Below are 14,819 nucleotides of genomic sequence, written 5' to 3' on the forward strand. Positions count from 1 at the left end.
GTCCTTATCGGTTATGCGCGTCCTGCGCGGCGTCCCGCGCATCCGGCGCGGGCTGAACGATTGGCGCCTATTGAAGCACGACGCCGTGACGGGACAAGGCTGGCATGGCGTCACTGAACGACGGGTTTGACCTCGCCCTTGCTCACCGCCTCCAGGCGTTCGAGCAGGGTCGGCCAGTCGACCCGGCGGTTGTAGCCGACCACGTCCAGGTGCGGCACGCCCGCCCCCTGGACGATGGTGAAGCCCTGGTTCTTGGCCGGCCCCAGGCCGCCCATGTTGCAGACCTCGTCGGCAAGGCGGCAGGAAATGCCGATCCGGGCATAACCGAAGTCGTCGAAGAACCCGATCAGGCGGTCCTGCAGGCTGCCGACGAAGGACGAATCGCCGACGCTGGACAGGTCTTGGACCGCGCGCTGGCTGATGCGCTGGCGCACACCGCGAGCCTTGCGCGTATGCAACTCGGCGTCGAAGGCGACCGGCTGCCAGTCGACCAGGCGCAGTTGATCGATGCGCCCGTGGAGCCGGCCTGTGATGCTGCCGAACCCGAACACCCCGGTCAGCGATTCCAGGTCGAGGTTTTCCAGGGCGAGGTCGGAACTCAAGGTCGGCGCGACGCCGAACGGGCGTTCCATCGCCAGGGAGGACACCGCCACGGTGCCGCCGAACAGTTGCATGGTCAGGCCGCCGGCGAGTTCGAGCCGGTCGTCGGCATAGTGCGCTTCGGGCAGGCGACCGCTCAGCTCGCCGGTGAACGCGGGCCAATCCAGGGCCTTGGACAGTTGGGCGACATCGAGCCGGTCCAGGGTGAGGCCGAAACGCACGTCCAGACCCTTGCCGCCGGACGGCGGGCGCAGGCGCAGGCCGTCGAAACCGGCGCGGCCGCCGAGCATCGGCAACGACACCGCGCGGTCCAGGCGCAACTCGCCGTCGCCGCTGGAAAACGGCAGCCGCACCGCGCCGAAATCCAGCCCGTACAGCTCGCCGCTGCGCCAACCCAATTCGCTGTCGACCGCGGTGTCGGCGGAGTAACTGACCGTGCCGTCGAGGCCGTCGAAACGGAATCGCCCCTGGGCATCGTTCATCGACGCGTCGATCAGAGTCGCTTCGGCCATCCGCAACTCGTCGCCGCTCATGCGCAAGCGCACCTGCGCCGCACCGCTCAGTTCGAGCTTGGCCAGGCCGGCAAGACCGAGGAAACCGGACAGATAACCGTCGCGCAGCGGCGCGAGGTCGGCGCTGCGCAGGTTCAGATCGAGTTCGGCCAGCCCCGCGTCCGGCGTCAGCGCGGCGCTGCCGTCGAGCGCGAGGATGCCGTCGTCGCGCCACGAAAAACGCGGCAGGCGCCAGCCCTCGCCGGCTTGTTGCGTTGCTTCGATGTGCAGCACGACCGGCCGGCGTTGCAAAGAAACGTAGGCATTGCCGAACAGCAGCTCGCCGCCTTCCAGATGACCGTCGACGAGGACGCGGTCGCGGCTATCGAGTTCACTGTCGATCCGCAGTCGCGCGCCGAGATTCTCGGCGGCGATCGAGCCGTCCGGCGTATCCAGCGCCCCACCGCTCAATTGCAGGGGACCGGCGATGCGCAGCGGTTGCCGCGTCGGCGCGGCGATGTCGAGACGACCGTCGAGCCTGCCGCCCTTGATCCGCCCATCCGGCCAGGCCTGGGCCACCAGGGCCTGGGCCCAGATCAGCGGCACGCGGGCGAGATCGATCCGGGTCAGGTCGGGCGCCGCCGCGTCGCGGTGCAGCGACAGCAGGCTTGCGCCCTGGCTCAAGCGCGCATCGGTCGTGGCGACACCGAGGTCCAGCGCCAACCGCAGGGGTTTGCCCGCGCCGCCGCGCAGCTCGCCGTCGCAGCGCCAACCGCCATGGCCGTCGCGCTGCAGCGGACACCGCCAGACCACATCGCGGAAGCGGTAGCCCAGGTCCGGCGCCACGACCCGCCCGGCCTGCAATTGCAGCTCGCCCTGCCGGGCTTGCGCCGGCCAGGACAACCGCACCCGCACGTCTTCGAGCGTGGCCACGGCGGTGCCGACCCGCGCGATCCTGGCGTTCAGTGTCGCCGCCCCAACATCGACCGACACCGCCCAGCAAGCGGGCAGCGACAAACCGATCAGGAGGCGTAACATGGTCCGCAGCATGGAAGCAGGATAGCGGGCGGAAGCGAACCGGCAATGAAGACATCCCAAGTCCCACGCATCTTGCTGGTCGAGGACGACCCGACCAGCCGCGCCTTCCTGACCGCCGCGGTCGAGGCCGTGCCGGCCGAAGTCGACGGCGTCGACAGCCTTGCCGCGGCGATGGCGCTCGGCAATGCCGAGGACTACCAACTCTGGCTGTTCGATGCCCACCTGCCCGACGGCAGCGGTATCGACCTGCTCAAGCGCCTGCGCGAGCGTCATCCGAGCACGCTCGCGGTCGCTCATACCGCAACCGGCGAAACCGAAGTCCGCGACCGCCTGATCGCCTCGGGCTTCGCCGAAGTGCTGGTCAAACCATTGCCCGCGGCCGCGGTGCGCGCCGCGGTCCGTCGCTTGCTCGGCCTGCCCGAGCACGATGTCGCGGTCGCGCTGTCGTCGATCGACGACGCCGATGCGCCGATCTGGGACGACGAGGTCGCCGCGCGCGCACTCAACGGCAATCGCGCCCATATCGCGACCCTGCGCGAGCTGTTCACCCAGGAACTGCCGAACGCACGGCGCTCGATCTCCAGCGCGGCCGAACTGGGCAACCTCGACGCCTTGCGCGGCGAACTGCACAAGCTGCGTGCGAGTTGCGGCTTCGTCGGCGCCGCACGCCTGGCACAGGCGGTACAGGAGCTGCAGGCACAGCCGGATTCGTCCTTGCTGCTGACGCGTTTCGATCAGGCCGCGCAAGACACCATCGCCCAGCCGATGCTGGGCTGAATCCTTCGCTTCGGGTTTGCGGCTGGTTCCAGCGGCAGATGGTGCGAGCGACTGCGTATGCGCAGCCGCTTGTTCCGGCCAAACCGATACGCTCAGCCGACGTCGTCGTCGCGCCGGATCTCGCGCTTCGGCGCCACCCGCGCCAGATCGGCCAACAACTCCCAGGATTTCAAACCACGCGGCCCCAGATGGTGCACGAGCACCGAACGCATGGCCTGACGCAGGCCCGGCAGATCGGCCGCTTCCGGCGCGCTGTCGTCAGCGAGCGCGAGCAAGGCCCGGCCGGTCGCGGCGGCGCTGCGCTCCCCATGGCCGCGATCGCTGAGCATGCGCCGCGGCCCCTGCTCAGGGTCCAGGCGATAGCGCGCGGCGGGATCGATCGCGACGCCCTCGGCGTCGACGCTCCAATCGAAGCCCGAGCCGAGCGCATCGAGCAGATCGCGCTCGAAACAGCGCAAGGTCCAGGCCAGCCCCTCGTCCCGCAGACGCGCGCGGGTGCGGCCGTACAGCTCGTACAGCTCCGGGAACGGGTCGTTGCGCTGCAGCAGGCGCAGCAGCAATTCGTTGATGTAGAAACCGGCCAGCGCGACTTCGCCGTCGAAGCGCGGGGCAGCGTCCAGGGCTTCGGCCGAGATCAGCCGGGCCAGTTCGCCGCGCGCCAAGGCATCCAGGCGGATGTGCTGGAACGGCTGCAAGGCCGCGCGCAGCACCTGCCGTTTCGGCCCCTGCACCCCGCGCGCGACCAGACCGATGCGCCCGTGATGCTCGCTGAGCACCTCGACCAACAGGCTGGTCTCGCGCAAGGGGCGCGTGTGCAGCACGTAGGCGGATTCGGCGACGAGGTGCATGAGAGCCGGGAGTGGGGATTCGGGATTGGAGATTCGTCAATGCGATGCGCGGCGATCGGGCCCCGCCAGTTGGCGGCAGTGTTTCCTAATCCCGAATCTCGAATCTCGAATCCCGGCCCTCACTCGTATCCCAGCTGGCGCAAGGCTGCTTCGTTGTCGGACCAGCCTTCGCGCACGCGCACCCAGGTTTCCAGGAACACCTTGGAACCGAACAGGCGCTCCATCTGCACGCGCGACTTGGCGCCGATCTCGCGCAGGCGCGAACCGGCCTTGCCGATCACGATCGCTTTCTGGCCTTCGCGTTCGACCCAGATCACCGCGCCGATGCGCAGCAATTCGCCGTCGACGACGAAACGCTCGATCTCGACCGTGGTCGCGTACGGCAGCTCTTCGCCGAGCTGGCGCATGAGCTGTTCGCGGACCATTTCGCCGGCGAGAAAGCGCTGGCTCTTGTCGGTGATCTCGTCTTCGCCGTACAGCGCTTCCTGCTCGGGCAGCAGCGACAGCACCGTCTTGACCAGGGCGTCCAGGCCCTTGCCCTTGAGCGCCGAGATCGGATGCACGCTGGCGAAATCGCGGCCTTCGCTGACTTTCGCCAGATACGGCAGCAGCACGGTCTTGTCGGTGATGCGGTCGACCTGGTTGACGACCAGCACCACCGGCAGGCCGGCGCCGCGCAGGGCGTCGAACGCGAGGGTGTCCTCGTCGTCCCACTGCCCGGCGCGCACGACCAGCAGGGCCGCATCGACGCCTTCGAGGGCGCCGCGGGCGGCGCGGTTCATCATCCGGTTCATCGCCCGCTTTTGTTCGCGGTGGATACCGGGGGTGTCGACCAGCAGCAGCTGGCCTTCTGGAAAGGTGGCGATGCCGAGCAGGCGATGGCGCGTGGTCTGCGGGCGCGGCGAGACGATGCTGACCTTGGCCCCGACCAGGGCGTTGACGAGGGTGGATTTGCCGACGTTGGGACGGCCGATGACGGCGACGTGGCCGGCGCGATGCGAAGAGGAAGTCATGGGGGAATTGTCCGCCTGGGCGGCGGGAACAGCAAATCGGCTGGGAATCGGGAATGGGGAATAGAGAATCGGCGAGCGCTACATCGCGAACTGGCGCATGCGCCGAGAAACCAGGACCCGACGGCTCCGGCTTTTACGATTCCCGACTCCCGATTCCCGCCCGGGCCCGCCCAGGCAGTCAATCCGCCTTGAGCTGGCGCAGCACGTCCTCGGCGGCGATCTGCTCGGCGGCGCGGCGCGAGCCGGCTTCGCCCACCGCGCTGAGCGGCGGCTGTGTCAATACGCAGCTGACCTGGAAGGTCTTGGCGTGGTCTTCGCCGCTTTCGGCGATCAGGGTGTACACCGGCAGCGGCTTCTGCCGCCCCTGCAGCCATTCCTGCAGCCGGGTCTTGGCGTCCTTGCCGACCTTGTGCGGCGGCGGCAGGGCCTCCATGGCTGCGGCGAACCAGGGCAGGACCTGGGTGCGGCAGGCCTCGAAGCCTGCATCCAGGTAGATCGCCGCGACCACGGCTTCGAGGGCATCGGCGAGGATCGAGTCGCGGCGGTGCCCACCGGACTTCATTTCGCCGGGGCCGAGGGTCAGTTTTGCGCCGAGTTCGAGCGTGCGCGCGATCGGCGCCAGTGCCGACTCGCGCACCAGCTCGGCGCGGGCGCGGGTCAACGCGCCTTCGTCGGCCTGCGGCCAGCGCTGGTACAGCGCCTCGGCCACCATCAGGTTTACCAATGCATCGCCTAAGAACTCGAGACGCTCGTTATGCGGGGCCCCGGCGCTTCGATGCGTCAGGGCCTGCTCCAGCAATCCCGGGTTCGCGAAACGATGCGTGAGCGAATCAGTCACTGCCGTTGGAGCGCATCTGCTGCACGGTATTGAAGCGCCCGACCACGTCCAGGTTGGCGATCAACGGACGGCGCACTTCGTAAGCCACGGCGACTTGGATGCCTTCGTCGTTACGCACGATTTTAACGTTGGTCGGCTTCACGCTCTCGACATAGCTCATTTCAAAACGACGGAACAACAAGGTTCTGACCTTGCCGCTGTCCATCTGGCTGGCACCCGGCTCCTTCGCAAGGTCCGCCAGCGAACGCTTGACCGAATAGAACTCGGTATACATCGGCACCAGCTTCATGCCCATGTAAGCGAATACGCCGACCACGGCCAGCAGGAGAATGAACCCGATCAGGGTGATGCCGCTCTGGTTACGCTTCATACCTTCGATCCCCAATTGATCAATGTGCCGGGTTCGCGCGTGCCCGATGCACTCGCGAACCTCGTCCCCATCCGCAACGACGCAGCGCCGTTACGGAATGCTGCTGCCGATGCGCGAGAAATCCACGCCCCCATCGAAGTTCATCCAGATCAGGAACGCCTTGCCGCGCAGGTTCTGTTCCGGCAGGAAGCCCCAGTATCGGCTGTCCTCGCTGTTGTCGCGATTGTCGCCCATCACAAAATACTCGCCCTGCGGCACGACCCATTCGCCCTCGCCCTGGTCCAGCAGCGGCGACTCTGCGCGCAGCAGGATCCGATGAACGTGGTTGCCGACCTGCTCGCGCAATTCCTGGGCACCGGTCATCTCGGTGCCGTTACCGCGGCCCTGGTAGGTGCCGATCGGGGCGTAAAGGATCGGCTCGCCGTTCACGGTCAGGCGGCCGTCGCGGTAGCTGATCTTGTCGCCCGGCAGGCCGATGACGCGCTTGATCCAGTCCTGCTCGGGGTGGTGCGGCGGGCGGAACACGACCACGTCGCCGCGCGCCGGCTCGCCCATCGCCAGGATCTTGCGATTGGTGATCGGCAGGCGCAGGCCGTAGGTGAACTTGTTGACCAGGATGAAGTCGCCGGTCAACAGGGTCGGCATCATCGAATTCGAGGGGATCCGGAACGGTTCGGCGATGAAGCTGCGCAGGATCAGCACCACGAACAGCACCGGGAAGAACGCCTTCGAATAGTCGACGACGATCGGCTCCTTGCCGTCGTCGAGCAGGCCCTCGCGCGCGGCGCGGCGCTTGGCCAGGACCAGCTTGTCGAGCAGCCAGACGACGCCGGTGAATATCGTCAGCGACACCAGTGCGATTTCGAACCAACGCATTGCCGTTTCCTTGCGGTGTTGTGAGCCGGAGCCGAGAAACGCAGCCGGCGGGCCGAACGTCGTGCGCGACCGGCCATGACGGCTCGATTGCGTTGCGCCTGTCCCACCCCCTGCCTACCCTCGCAGTCCGATGATGTTACGGAAACTCCTGGACGATCGTCGCAACCGCTTTGCGCCGGATCGGGCGCAGCCGCGGTTCCTCAACCCCCCTCCCTATTTCCGCCGTTCGCTTACTTGTCACCGGTGGACAGCACCGCGAGGAAGGCTTCCTGCGGAATCTCCACGCGACCGACCTGCTTCATCCGCTTCTTGCCCTCTTTCTGCTTTTCGAGGAGCTTCTTCTTGCGGCTGATGTCGCCACCATAACATTTGGCCAAAACGTTCTTGCGCATGGCCTTGACCGTGCTGCGGGCGATGATCTGCGAGCCGATCGCGGCCTGGATCGCGACGTCGAACATCTGCCGCGGGATCAGCTCCTTCATCTTCTCGCACAAGTCGCGGCCGCGCCGGTCGGCATGGCTGCGGTGGACGATGATCGACAGCGCATCGACCTTGTCGCCGTTGATCAACGTGTCCACGCGCACGAACGGGCCATCCTGGAAACGCAGGAAGTGATAGTCCAGCGAGGCATAGCCGCGCGAGACCGATTTGAGCTTGTCGAAGAAGTCCAGCACCACTTCGGCCATCGGCAGCTCGTAGCTGATCTGCACCTGGCTGGCCATGTAGGTGATGCCGATCTGCACGCCGCGCTTTTCCTCGCACAGTTTGATCACGTTGCCGATGTAATCGGGCGGCGTGAGGATGTTGGCGCGGATCACCGGCTCGCGGATTTCCTGGACCAGGTTCAACTGCGGCAGCTTGGCCGGGTTGTCCATCGGGATCACGGTGCCGTCGGTCTTGAGCACTTCGTAGATCACCGTCGGCGCGGTGCTGATCAGGTTCAGATCGTATTCGCGCTCCAGGCGCTCCTGCACGATCTCCATGTGCAGCATGCCGAGGAAGCCGCAGCGGAAGCCGAAGCCCATGGCCTCGGAGCTTTCCGGCTCGAAACGCAGGGCGGCGTCGTTGAGGCGCAGCTTTTCCAGGGCTTCGCGCAACGCGGGATAGTCCTCGGCATCGACCGGGAACAGGCCGGCGAACACGCGCGGCTGCATTTCCTGGAAGCCCGGCAGCGGCTTGGGCGCGGGGTCGCTGGCCAGGGTCAGGGTGTCGCCGACCGGCGCACCGTGGACGTCCTTGATGCTGGCGTTGATCCAGCCCACTTCGCCGGCACCGAGCTTGGCCAGGTCTTTGCGCTTGGGCGTGAACACGCCGACCTTGTCGACCAGGTGGGTACGGCCGGTCGACATGACCAGGATCTTGCTGCCCGGGACGATCTCGCCCTGCATGACCCGCACCAGCGAGACCACGCCGAGGTAGTTGTCGAACCACGAGTCGATGATCAGCGCCTGCAGCTTGTCGGTATCGCGCGGCTTCGGCGGCGGGATGCGCTTGACGATCGCCTCCAGCACCAGGTCGACGTTGAGGCCGGTCTTGGCGCTGATCGCGACCGCATCCTCGGCGTCGATGCCGATCACCGCTTCGATCTCGGCCTTGGCGCGCTCGATATCGGCGGTCGGCAGGTCGATCTTGTTGAGCACCGGCACGACTTCCAGGCCCTGCTCCACCGCGGTGTAACAGTTGGCCACCGATTGCGCTTCCACGCCCTGGGCGGCGTCGACGACCAGCAGGGCGCCTTCGCAGGCGGCCAGCGAGCGGCTGACCTCATAGCTGAAGTCGACGTGCCCGGGGGTGTCGATGAAGTTGAGCTGGTAGACCTGCCCGTCCTTGGCCTTGTAGGGCAAGGACACGGACTGGGCCTTGATGGTGATGCCGCGTTCGCGCTCGATCGGATTGGAATCGAGCACCTGCGCTTCCATCTCGCGCGCTTCGAGACCTCCGCACAGCTGGATGATGCGGTCGGCGAGCGTCGACTTGCCATGGTCGACGTGGGCGATGATCGAGAAGTTTCTGATGTGTTGCATGCGGGGCGACGCGGAGCTCGCCGGTTCCAGGAAAATTAACGGGAGATTATCGCATAGGCCCCGGCACTGACGGCAGTTCCCGCGTTGCCCCCGCGGGCGTCGCTCAGAAAGCCCGCCGGAAGCACACCGGGACCGTGCAGCCGGCCCTGACCGACGCGGAGGCCCGCCGCGGACAGGCGGGCGCTCATCGGCTGGCCCGGCGCGGTTCCAGCCCGGCGGCGCCGGCAGGCACCTCGGGCTGGAACGTGGGCTGGAACGCGGGCTGAGGTTTATTTTTCCTCGCTGGCCTGGACCGCGATGAACTGGGTCGCGGCGCCGCGGCGAATCAGCAGCATTACCGTCTGGCCCGGCTTGGTGCCGGCCAGAGCGCGATCCAGGGCCGCGGCGCTGCCGACCTGGACCCGGCCGACCGAGAGGACGACATCGCCCGGACGCACCCCGGCCTCGCCGGCGGCGTCGCCCGGATCGCGGACCACCACGCCCTCGCCGGCCTTGATGCCGAGACGCTGGCGGGTGGCCGCATCGACGTCCTGGGTGACCAGGCCGAGCGGATTGCCGTTGCTGCGCGGGGCGGCCGAGTCGCCCGGTCGGGCCGGCTTGTCCCCGCTGAGGTCGGCAGAGGCCCCGGCATCGAGCTCGCTGACCGCGACGTTGAGTTCGACATTCTTGCCGTCGCGGAACACCCCCAACTTGGCGCGCGAGCCCGGGGCAAGATTGCCGATCAAGGGCGGCAGGTCGCTGGACTCGCGGATCTGGGTGCCATTGACCGAACGGATCACATCGCCGGGTTGGATACCGGCCTTGTCGGCCGGACCGCCCGGCAACACCTGCGACACCAGGGCACCGTTACTGTCGGGCAGACCGAAACCCTTGGCGCCTTCGTTGGTGAGCACCTGCACGACCACGCCCAGCTGGCCGCGGCTGACCTTGCCGGTCGCACGCAACTGCTCGGCCGAATTCATCGCCACGTCGATCGGGATCGCGAAGCTCACGCCCATGTAACCGCCGGAGTTCGAGAAGATCTGCGAATTGATGCCGACCACTTCGCCGCTGGTGTTGAGCAGCGGGCCGCCCGAGTTGCCCTGGTTGATCGCTACGTCGGTCTGGATGAAGGGCACATAGCGCTGATCGGCATAGGGGTTGCTGCGCCCGACCGCGCTGACGATGCCGGCGGTGACCGAATGGTCGAGGCCGAACGGCGAACCGATCGCGACCACCCACTGCCCGGCCTTGGTCTGGCCGGCGCCGGCGGCGCGCAGGAACGGCAGGCCCTTGGCGTCGATCTTGAGCAGGGCCACGTCGGACTGCTCATCGCTGCCGATCACCTTGGCCTTGAGCTCGCGGCGGTCGGTCAGCTTGACCGTGACCGTGTCGGCGCCGTCGACGACGTGATGGTTGGTCAGCACATAGCCGTCCTGCGAAATCAGGAAGCCGCTGCCGATCGAACGACCGCCGCCGCGCGGCTGGCGCGGGCCCTGCTGGCCCGGCCCGGGCATGCCCGGCATGCCTTCCGGGCCGAAGAAGCGGCGGAAGAACTCGGGAATCTGCTCCTCGTCCGGCATGCCGCCGCTGCGCGCCACCCGTTTGGGGGTGACCTCGGCGCTGATGTTGACCACCGCCGGGCCGACCCGCTGCACCAGATTGGTGAAATCGGGCAGACCGGCGACCAGGGGAGCCGCGGGCGTCGCCGACGGCGGCGGCGCGATCGGGGTGGTCGGCGCCTGCGCCGTGCAGGCCACCGGCAGCGCGGCGATGATCGCGCCGACCAGGGCCAGGGAATGCAGCGGGCGGCTGCCGGCTGCGGTGCTCTTCGGAAGGCTGTTCATCAGGGGACGGATCATGGAAGCGGCCTCGAAACGACGTGGATTTTCCGGGAAAAGGACAGCAGGTCGCGTTGCGCGGCGGGGCCGCGCATTCGGCGAAAGGGGTCTGCCCGGCCGGAACGGCCGTGGCAGGCAGGGCGGATCAGGGCTGTGGCTGCGGCCGTTGCGTGGCTTGCGACCGTGCCCTGGCCTCTTCGGCCTGGGTTGCGGGCTCGAAGGGGTAGAACGATTGCGAGGCGCTGCCGCCGTTGCCGACGCTGCCGTAACCGGCGGTATAGCTGCTGCCGCCCGAATAATTGGGCAGGACCGCGCGCGGCCACGGGCGCGCCGCGGGCGATTCGCTCGGCTGCGGCCGGAACGGGTTGGCGTGGACGGCATCGGCCGGCAGCGGGGAGGCACTGGCGACCGCGACGACTTGCACCGGTGCCTCGGCCGCACGCTCGGAGGCGCGCAGGGCGGCACGCTGGCTTTGGCCGCGCGAACGGCGTTCGGCCAGACGGCGCGGGATTTCGGCGACCGCGACCGCGCCGGCCAGCGCCGAAGCGTCGCCGGAAGTCAGTGCCGGCTCGGGCTGGGTGGGATCGGACTGGGCCGGCGCCGCAGCCAAAGCCGCCGGCGCTTGCTCGACCGGTGCCGGGACAGGTATCGGTGCCGATGCCTGAGCGGCCGGAGCGCTCTGCGCGGCGACCTGGGCCGGGTCGGTAGCCGTAGCGGCCGGATCGCCGGAGAACGGACGCGCCACGAACAAGGCCGCCACCGCGACCGAAGCCGCCAGGGCGCCGCCGATCCAGCCGCGACGCGAGCCGCCGGCCCGACGCGGGGTGATGCCGGCCTCGGCCTTGCCCGCCAATGAGGCCTCTTGCGAACGCAGCATCGCCGCTTCGGCGGCGACCGCCGCGGCCACGCGCCCGGCGAAATCGTGCCCGGCCGCGCCGCTGACCTTGCCGCGCAGCACGTCGCCGCACAGCTGCCAGCGGCCGCAGGTGTCGCGCCACTGCACATCGTGACCGAGCCGCTTCAGCGCGAAGCGCGCGGCGTCGCCGTCGAGCTCGCCGTCGAACAGCGCGCTCAGGTTTTCGCGATCATCGCCATGGAGGGTAGTAGACGTCATCAGTGGGCGCGCTCCCGGGTGTCTTGATTGTCCAGCAAAGGCCGAAGTTCGGTGTCGATCGCCTCGCGGGCGCGGAAGATCCGCGAACGCACGGTGCCGATCGGGCAAGCCATCTTCTGCGCGATTTCCTCGTAGCTCAGGCCGTCCACCTCGCGCAAGGTGATGGCGGCCCGCAATTCTTCCGGCAACGAATCCACCACCCGCATTACCGTGCGCTCGATCTCCTGGCGCAGCAGCTCGTGCTCCGGGGTATCGGTGTCGCGCAGGCGGATGCCCGTATCGAACTGCTCGGCGTCGCCGGCGTCGATGTCGTCGGTGGGCGGCCTGCGGTTCTGGGCAACCAGATAGTTTTTGGCGGTGTTCACGGCGATCCGGTGCAACCACGTATAGAACTGGGCGTCGCCGCGGAAGTTCGCCATCGCGCGGTAAGCGCGGATGAAGGTTTCCTGGGCCACGTCCTGGCATTCGCTCCAGTCGGGGATGTAGCGCCCGATCAGCGCGGTGATCCGATGCTGGTACTTGCGCACCAAGGCATCGAACGCTGCGCTGTCGCCACGCTGGACACGCCTGACCAGCTCCTGGTCCAACTCATTCTCGGCCATGCCGCGCCGGCACTCCTGTCAGCTCGGCAATAGCCGAACAATGGGACAACCCTGTCGGGGGAAAAGTTCAATCGCGGCATTAATGGGGCCGCCGGCGGTCGCCCGCAACCGCCAAGTGTCACATGAGGCCCCCGGGGCCTGTCGACACGGGCGATTTGACGGCAGTGAAACAAGATCGGGATGATAGCGGCTTCCCATACCTGAACGGATGGTGCGGCATGACTGCAGCCCTCGACGGCCTCCCCGCTTTTGACGGGCTCCGCGCCCGCCATTGGCACACCGAATTGCGCGAGGACGGCGTACTGGTGCTCTCGTTCGACCGCGAAGGATCGCCGGTCAACACCTTCGCCCAGGAAGTGCTGATCGAACTCGACGGCCTGCTGGAGCGCCTCGCCCTGGACCCGCCCAAGGGCCTGGTGCTGCGCTCGGCCAAGAGCAGCGGCTTCGTCGCCGGTGCCGATATCAAGGAGTTCCAGAGCTTCGACGAGAAAGGCACGGTCGGCGACGCCATCCGTCGCGGCCAGCAGGTGTTCCAGCGCCTGGCGGAACTGCCCTGCCCCACGGTCGCGGCCATCCACGGCTTCTGCATGGGCGGCGGCACCGAGATCGCCCTGGCCTGCCGTTACCGCGTCGCCAGCAGCGATGCCTCGACCCGCATCGGCCTGCCCGAAGTGAAGCTCGGTATCTACCCGGGCTGGGGCGGCAGCGTGCGTCTGCCGCCGCTGGTCGGCGCACCGGCCGCGTTCGACATGATGCTGACCGGACGCACCCTGTCGGCATCGGCCGCGCGCGCGATCGGCCTGGTCGACAAGATCGCCGAGCCCGCGGTGCTGGTCGACACCGCCGCCGGCATCGCCCTGCGCGGCGCCGAACGTCCGTTCAAGCAACGCTTCATGGGCTGGGCCAGCAACACCTGGCCTGCGCGCAAGATCCTCGCGCCGATGCTGGTCAAGCAGGTCGCCCGCAAGGCGCGCAAGGAGCACTACCCCGCGCCCTACGCCCTGATCTCGACCTGGGAGCGGACCGGCGGCGGCGTCCAAGCCAAGCTCGCCGCCGAACGCAAGTCGGTGGTCAAGCTGTCCTCCACTCCGACCGCGCGCAACCTGATCCGAGTGTTCTTCCTGCAGGAACGGCTCAAGGGCCAGGGCGGCAAGGAGCACGGCATCAAGCACGTGCACGTGGTCGGCGCCGGCGTGATGGGCGGCGACATCGCGGCGTGGTCGGCCTACAAGGGCTTCGAGGTCACGCTGTCCGATCGCGAACAACGCTTCATCGACGGCGCGCTCGAACGCGCCCAGGAGCTGTTCGCCAAGAAGGTCAAGGACGAGGCCAAGCGCCCGGCCGTGGCCGCGCGTCTCAAGGGCGACCTGGGCGGCGAAGGCGCCGACCTGGCCGACCTGGTGATCGAGGCGATCATCGAGAAGCCCGAAGCCAAGCGCGAGTTGTACGACCAGATCGAACCGCGCATGAAACCCGATGCGCTGCTGACCACCAACACTTCGTCGATTCCGCTCGACGAACTGCGCGAACACATCCGCCGCCCGGCTCAGTTCGGCGGCCTGCACTACTTCAACCCGGTCGCCTTGATGCCGTTGGTGGAGATCATCCGCCACGACCGCATGGCGCCGGAGACCGAACAACGCCTGGCCGCGTTCTGCAAGGCCATCGACAAGCTGCCGGTGCCGGTCGCCGGCACGCCGGGCTTCCTGGTCAACCGCGTGCTGTTCCCCTACATGCTCGAAGCCGGCACGGCCTTCGCCGAAGGCATCCCGGGCCCGGCGATCGACAAGGCCGCGGTCAAGTTCGGCATGCCGATGGGCCCGATCGAACTGATCGACACCGTCGGCCTGGATGTCGCCGCCGGCGTCGGCGCCGAACTCGCGCCCTTCCTCGGCCTGACCGTGCCTCCGGCGCTGAGCAACGTCGAGCCGGGCAAGCGCGGCAAGAAGGACGGCCAGGGTCTATACAAGTGGGAGAACGGCCGCGCCCAGAAGCCGGAGCTGTCGAAAGACTACAAAGCGCCGAACGATCTCGAAGACCGCCTGATCCTGCCCTTGATCAACGAAGCCGTGGCCTGCCTGCACGACGGCGTGGTCAGCGACGGCGACCTGCTCGACGCCGGCGTGATCTTCGGCACCGGCTTCGCCCCGTTCCGCGGCGGCCCGATCCAGTACGTCCGCGAAAACGGCCCCGACGCCGTGCTGGCCCGCCTCAAGCAATTGCAGGCCCGCTACGGCGACCGCTTCGCCCCGCGCCCCGGCTGGGATTCGCCGCTGTTGCGCAAGTAAGCGCAAGCGATCCTGGAAACAAAGAAGCCGCGCACCGCGCGGCTTCTTTGTTTGCGCAGCATGCACCTGCCGTTGCCGTTGCCGTTGCCGTTGCCGTTGCCGTTGCCGTTGCCGTTGCCG

The 14,819-nt window shown here is 67.9% G+C and carries 12 protein-coding genes; 2 read left to right on the plus strand and 10 right to left on the minus strand.

Annotated features, from left to right (window positions below):
• Positions 1 to 110: 110 nt before the first annotated feature.
• Positions 111 to 2,129 carry a hypothetical protein gene (locus ACKN61_RS16430; RefSeq protein ID WP_408950441.1) on the minus strand — a complete coding sequence of 673 codons (2,019 nt, stop codon included), beginning with the start codon at positions 2,127 to 2,129 and terminating at the stop codon, positions 111 to 113.
• A 45-nt stretch (positions 2,130 to 2,174) separates the two neighbouring features.
• On the opposite strand from ACKN61_RS16430, the gene ACKN61_RS16435 reads away from it, so the two are divergent.
• Complete coding sequence (locus tag ACKN61_RS16435) at positions 2,175 to 2,906, plus strand: response regulator (protein WP_408950442.1); 732 nt, start codon at positions 2,175 to 2,177, stop codon at positions 2,904 to 2,906.
• Between the two features lie 92 nt (positions 2,907 to 2,998).
• Here the strand turns inward: ACKN61_RS16435 and recO are convergent, their stop codons facing one another.
• From recO to rpoE, 9 genes are all read right to left on the minus strand, one after another.
• Positions 2,999 to 3,754, minus strand: coding sequence for a DNA repair protein RecO (gene recO, locus ACKN61_RS16440; protein ID WP_408950443.1), 756 nt, complete (start codon positions 3,752 to 3,754; stop codon positions 2,999 to 3,001).
• A 119-nt stretch (positions 3,755 to 3,873) separates the two neighbouring features.
• The gene (gene era, locus ACKN61_RS16445; protein ID WP_031373667.1) at positions 3,874 to 4,767 is read right to left on the minus strand and encodes a GTPase Era; all 894 of its coding nucleotides are present in this window, start codon (positions 4,765 to 4,767) and stop codon (positions 3,874 to 3,876) included.
• A 178-nt stretch (positions 4,768 to 4,945) separates the two neighbouring features.
• Positions 4,946 to 5,605, minus strand: a complete 660-nt coding sequence (rnc, locus tag ACKN61_RS16450) for a ribonuclease III (protein WP_408950444.1) — start codon at positions 5,603 to 5,605, stop codon at positions 4,946 to 4,948.
• Positions 5,598 to 5,975 carry a DUF4845 domain-containing protein gene (locus ACKN61_RS16455; RefSeq protein ID WP_408950445.1) on the minus strand — a complete coding sequence of 126 codons (378 nt, stop codon included), beginning with the start codon at positions 5,973 to 5,975 and terminating at the stop codon, positions 5,598 to 5,600. The genes rnc and ACKN61_RS16455 overlap by 8 nt, the downstream gene beginning before the upstream one ends.
• Before the next feature lie 90 nt (positions 5,976 to 6,065).
• On the minus strand, positions 6,066 to 6,851 hold the full coding sequence (gene lepB, locus ACKN61_RS16460; RefSeq protein WP_031373664.1) for a signal peptidase I: 786 nt from the start codon (positions 6,849 to 6,851) through the stop codon (positions 6,066 to 6,068).
• Positions 6,852 to 7,081: 230 nt separating this feature from the next.
• A complete protein-coding gene (gene lepA / locus ACKN61_RS16465; protein ID WP_031373663.1) occupies positions 7,082 to 8,875 on the minus strand; it encodes a translation elongation factor 4 in 1,794 nt (597 codons plus the stop codon).
• A gap of 269 nt (positions 8,876 to 9,144) precedes the next feature.
• Positions 9,145 to 10,701 (minus strand): Do family serine endopeptidase, encoded by a 1,557-nt coding sequence (locus ACKN61_RS16470; RefSeq protein WP_408953845.1) that lies wholly within the window; start codon positions 10,699 to 10,701, stop codon positions 9,145 to 9,147.
• A 139-nt stretch (positions 10,702 to 10,840) separates the two neighbouring features.
• Positions 10,841 to 11,809, minus strand: a complete 969-nt coding sequence (locus ACKN61_RS16475; RefSeq protein ID WP_408950446.1) for an RseA family anti-sigma factor — start codon at positions 11,807 to 11,809, stop codon at positions 10,841 to 10,843.
• Positions 11,809 to 12,411, minus strand: coding sequence for an RNA polymerase sigma factor RpoE (gene rpoE, locus ACKN61_RS16480; protein ID WP_031373660.1), 603 nt, complete (start codon positions 12,409 to 12,411; stop codon positions 11,809 to 11,811). Before rpoE ends, ACKN61_RS16475 begins: the two co-directional genes overlap by 1 nt.
• A 218-nt stretch (positions 12,412 to 12,629) precedes the next feature.
• Between rpoE and ACKN61_RS16485 the strand changes: the two genes are divergently transcribed.
• Positions 12,630 to 14,699 carry a 3-hydroxyacyl-CoA dehydrogenase NAD-binding domain-containing protein gene (locus ACKN61_RS16485; protein WP_408950447.1) on the plus strand — a complete coding sequence of 690 codons (2,070 nt, stop codon included), beginning with the start codon at positions 12,630 to 12,632 and terminating at the stop codon, positions 14,697 to 14,699.
• Positions 14,700 to 14,819: the final 120 nt, after the last annotated feature.

The sequence above is a fragment of the Lysobacter sp. Hz25 genome, assembly GCF_046097045.1.
GTDB lineage: Bacteria > Pseudomonadota > Gammaproteobacteria > Xanthomonadales > Xanthomonadaceae > Lysobacter > Lysobacter antibioticus_B.

Coding starts and splice junctions, on each gene's coding strand:
- ACKN61_RS16430 (WP_408950441.1), bottom strand. CDS start 2,129: ATGTTACGCCTCCTGATCGGTTTGTCGCTGCCCGCTTGCTGGGCGGTG.
- ACKN61_RS16435 (WP_408950442.1), top strand. CDS start 2,175: ATGAAGACATCCCAAGTCCCACGCATCTTGCTGGTCGAGGACGACCCG.
- recO (WP_408950443.1), bottom strand. CDS start 3,754: ATGCACCTCGTCGCCGAATCCGCCTACGTGCTGCACACGCGCCCCTTG.
- era (WP_031373667.1), bottom strand. CDS start 4,767: ATGACTTCCTCTTCGCATCGCGCCGGCCACGTCGCCGTCATCGGCCGT.
- ACKN61_RS16455 (WP_408950445.1), bottom strand. CDS start 5,975: ATGAAGCGTAACCAGAGCGGCATCACCCTGATCGGGTTCATTCTCCTG.
- lepB (WP_031373664.1), bottom strand. CDS start 6,851: ATGCGTTGGTTCGAAATCGCACTGGTGTCGCTGACGATATTCACCGGC.
- lepA (WP_031373663.1), bottom strand. CDS start 8,875: ATGCAACACATCAGAAACTTCTCGATCATCGCCCACGTCGACCATGGC.
- ACKN61_RS16470 (WP_408953845.1), bottom strand. CDS start 10,701: ATGAACAGCCTTCCGAAGAGCACCGCAGCCGGCAGCCGCCCGCTGCAT.
- ACKN61_RS16475 (WP_408950446.1), bottom strand. CDS start 11,809: ATGACGTCTACTACCCTCCATGGCGATGATCGCGAAAACCTGAGCGCG.
- rpoE (WP_031373660.1), bottom strand. CDS start 12,411: ATGGCCGAGAATGAGTTGGACCAGGAGCTGGTCAGGCGTGTCCAGCGT.
- ACKN61_RS16485 (WP_408950447.1), top strand. CDS start 12,630: ATGACTGCAGCCCTCGACGGCCTCCCCGCTTTTGACGGGCTCCGCGCC.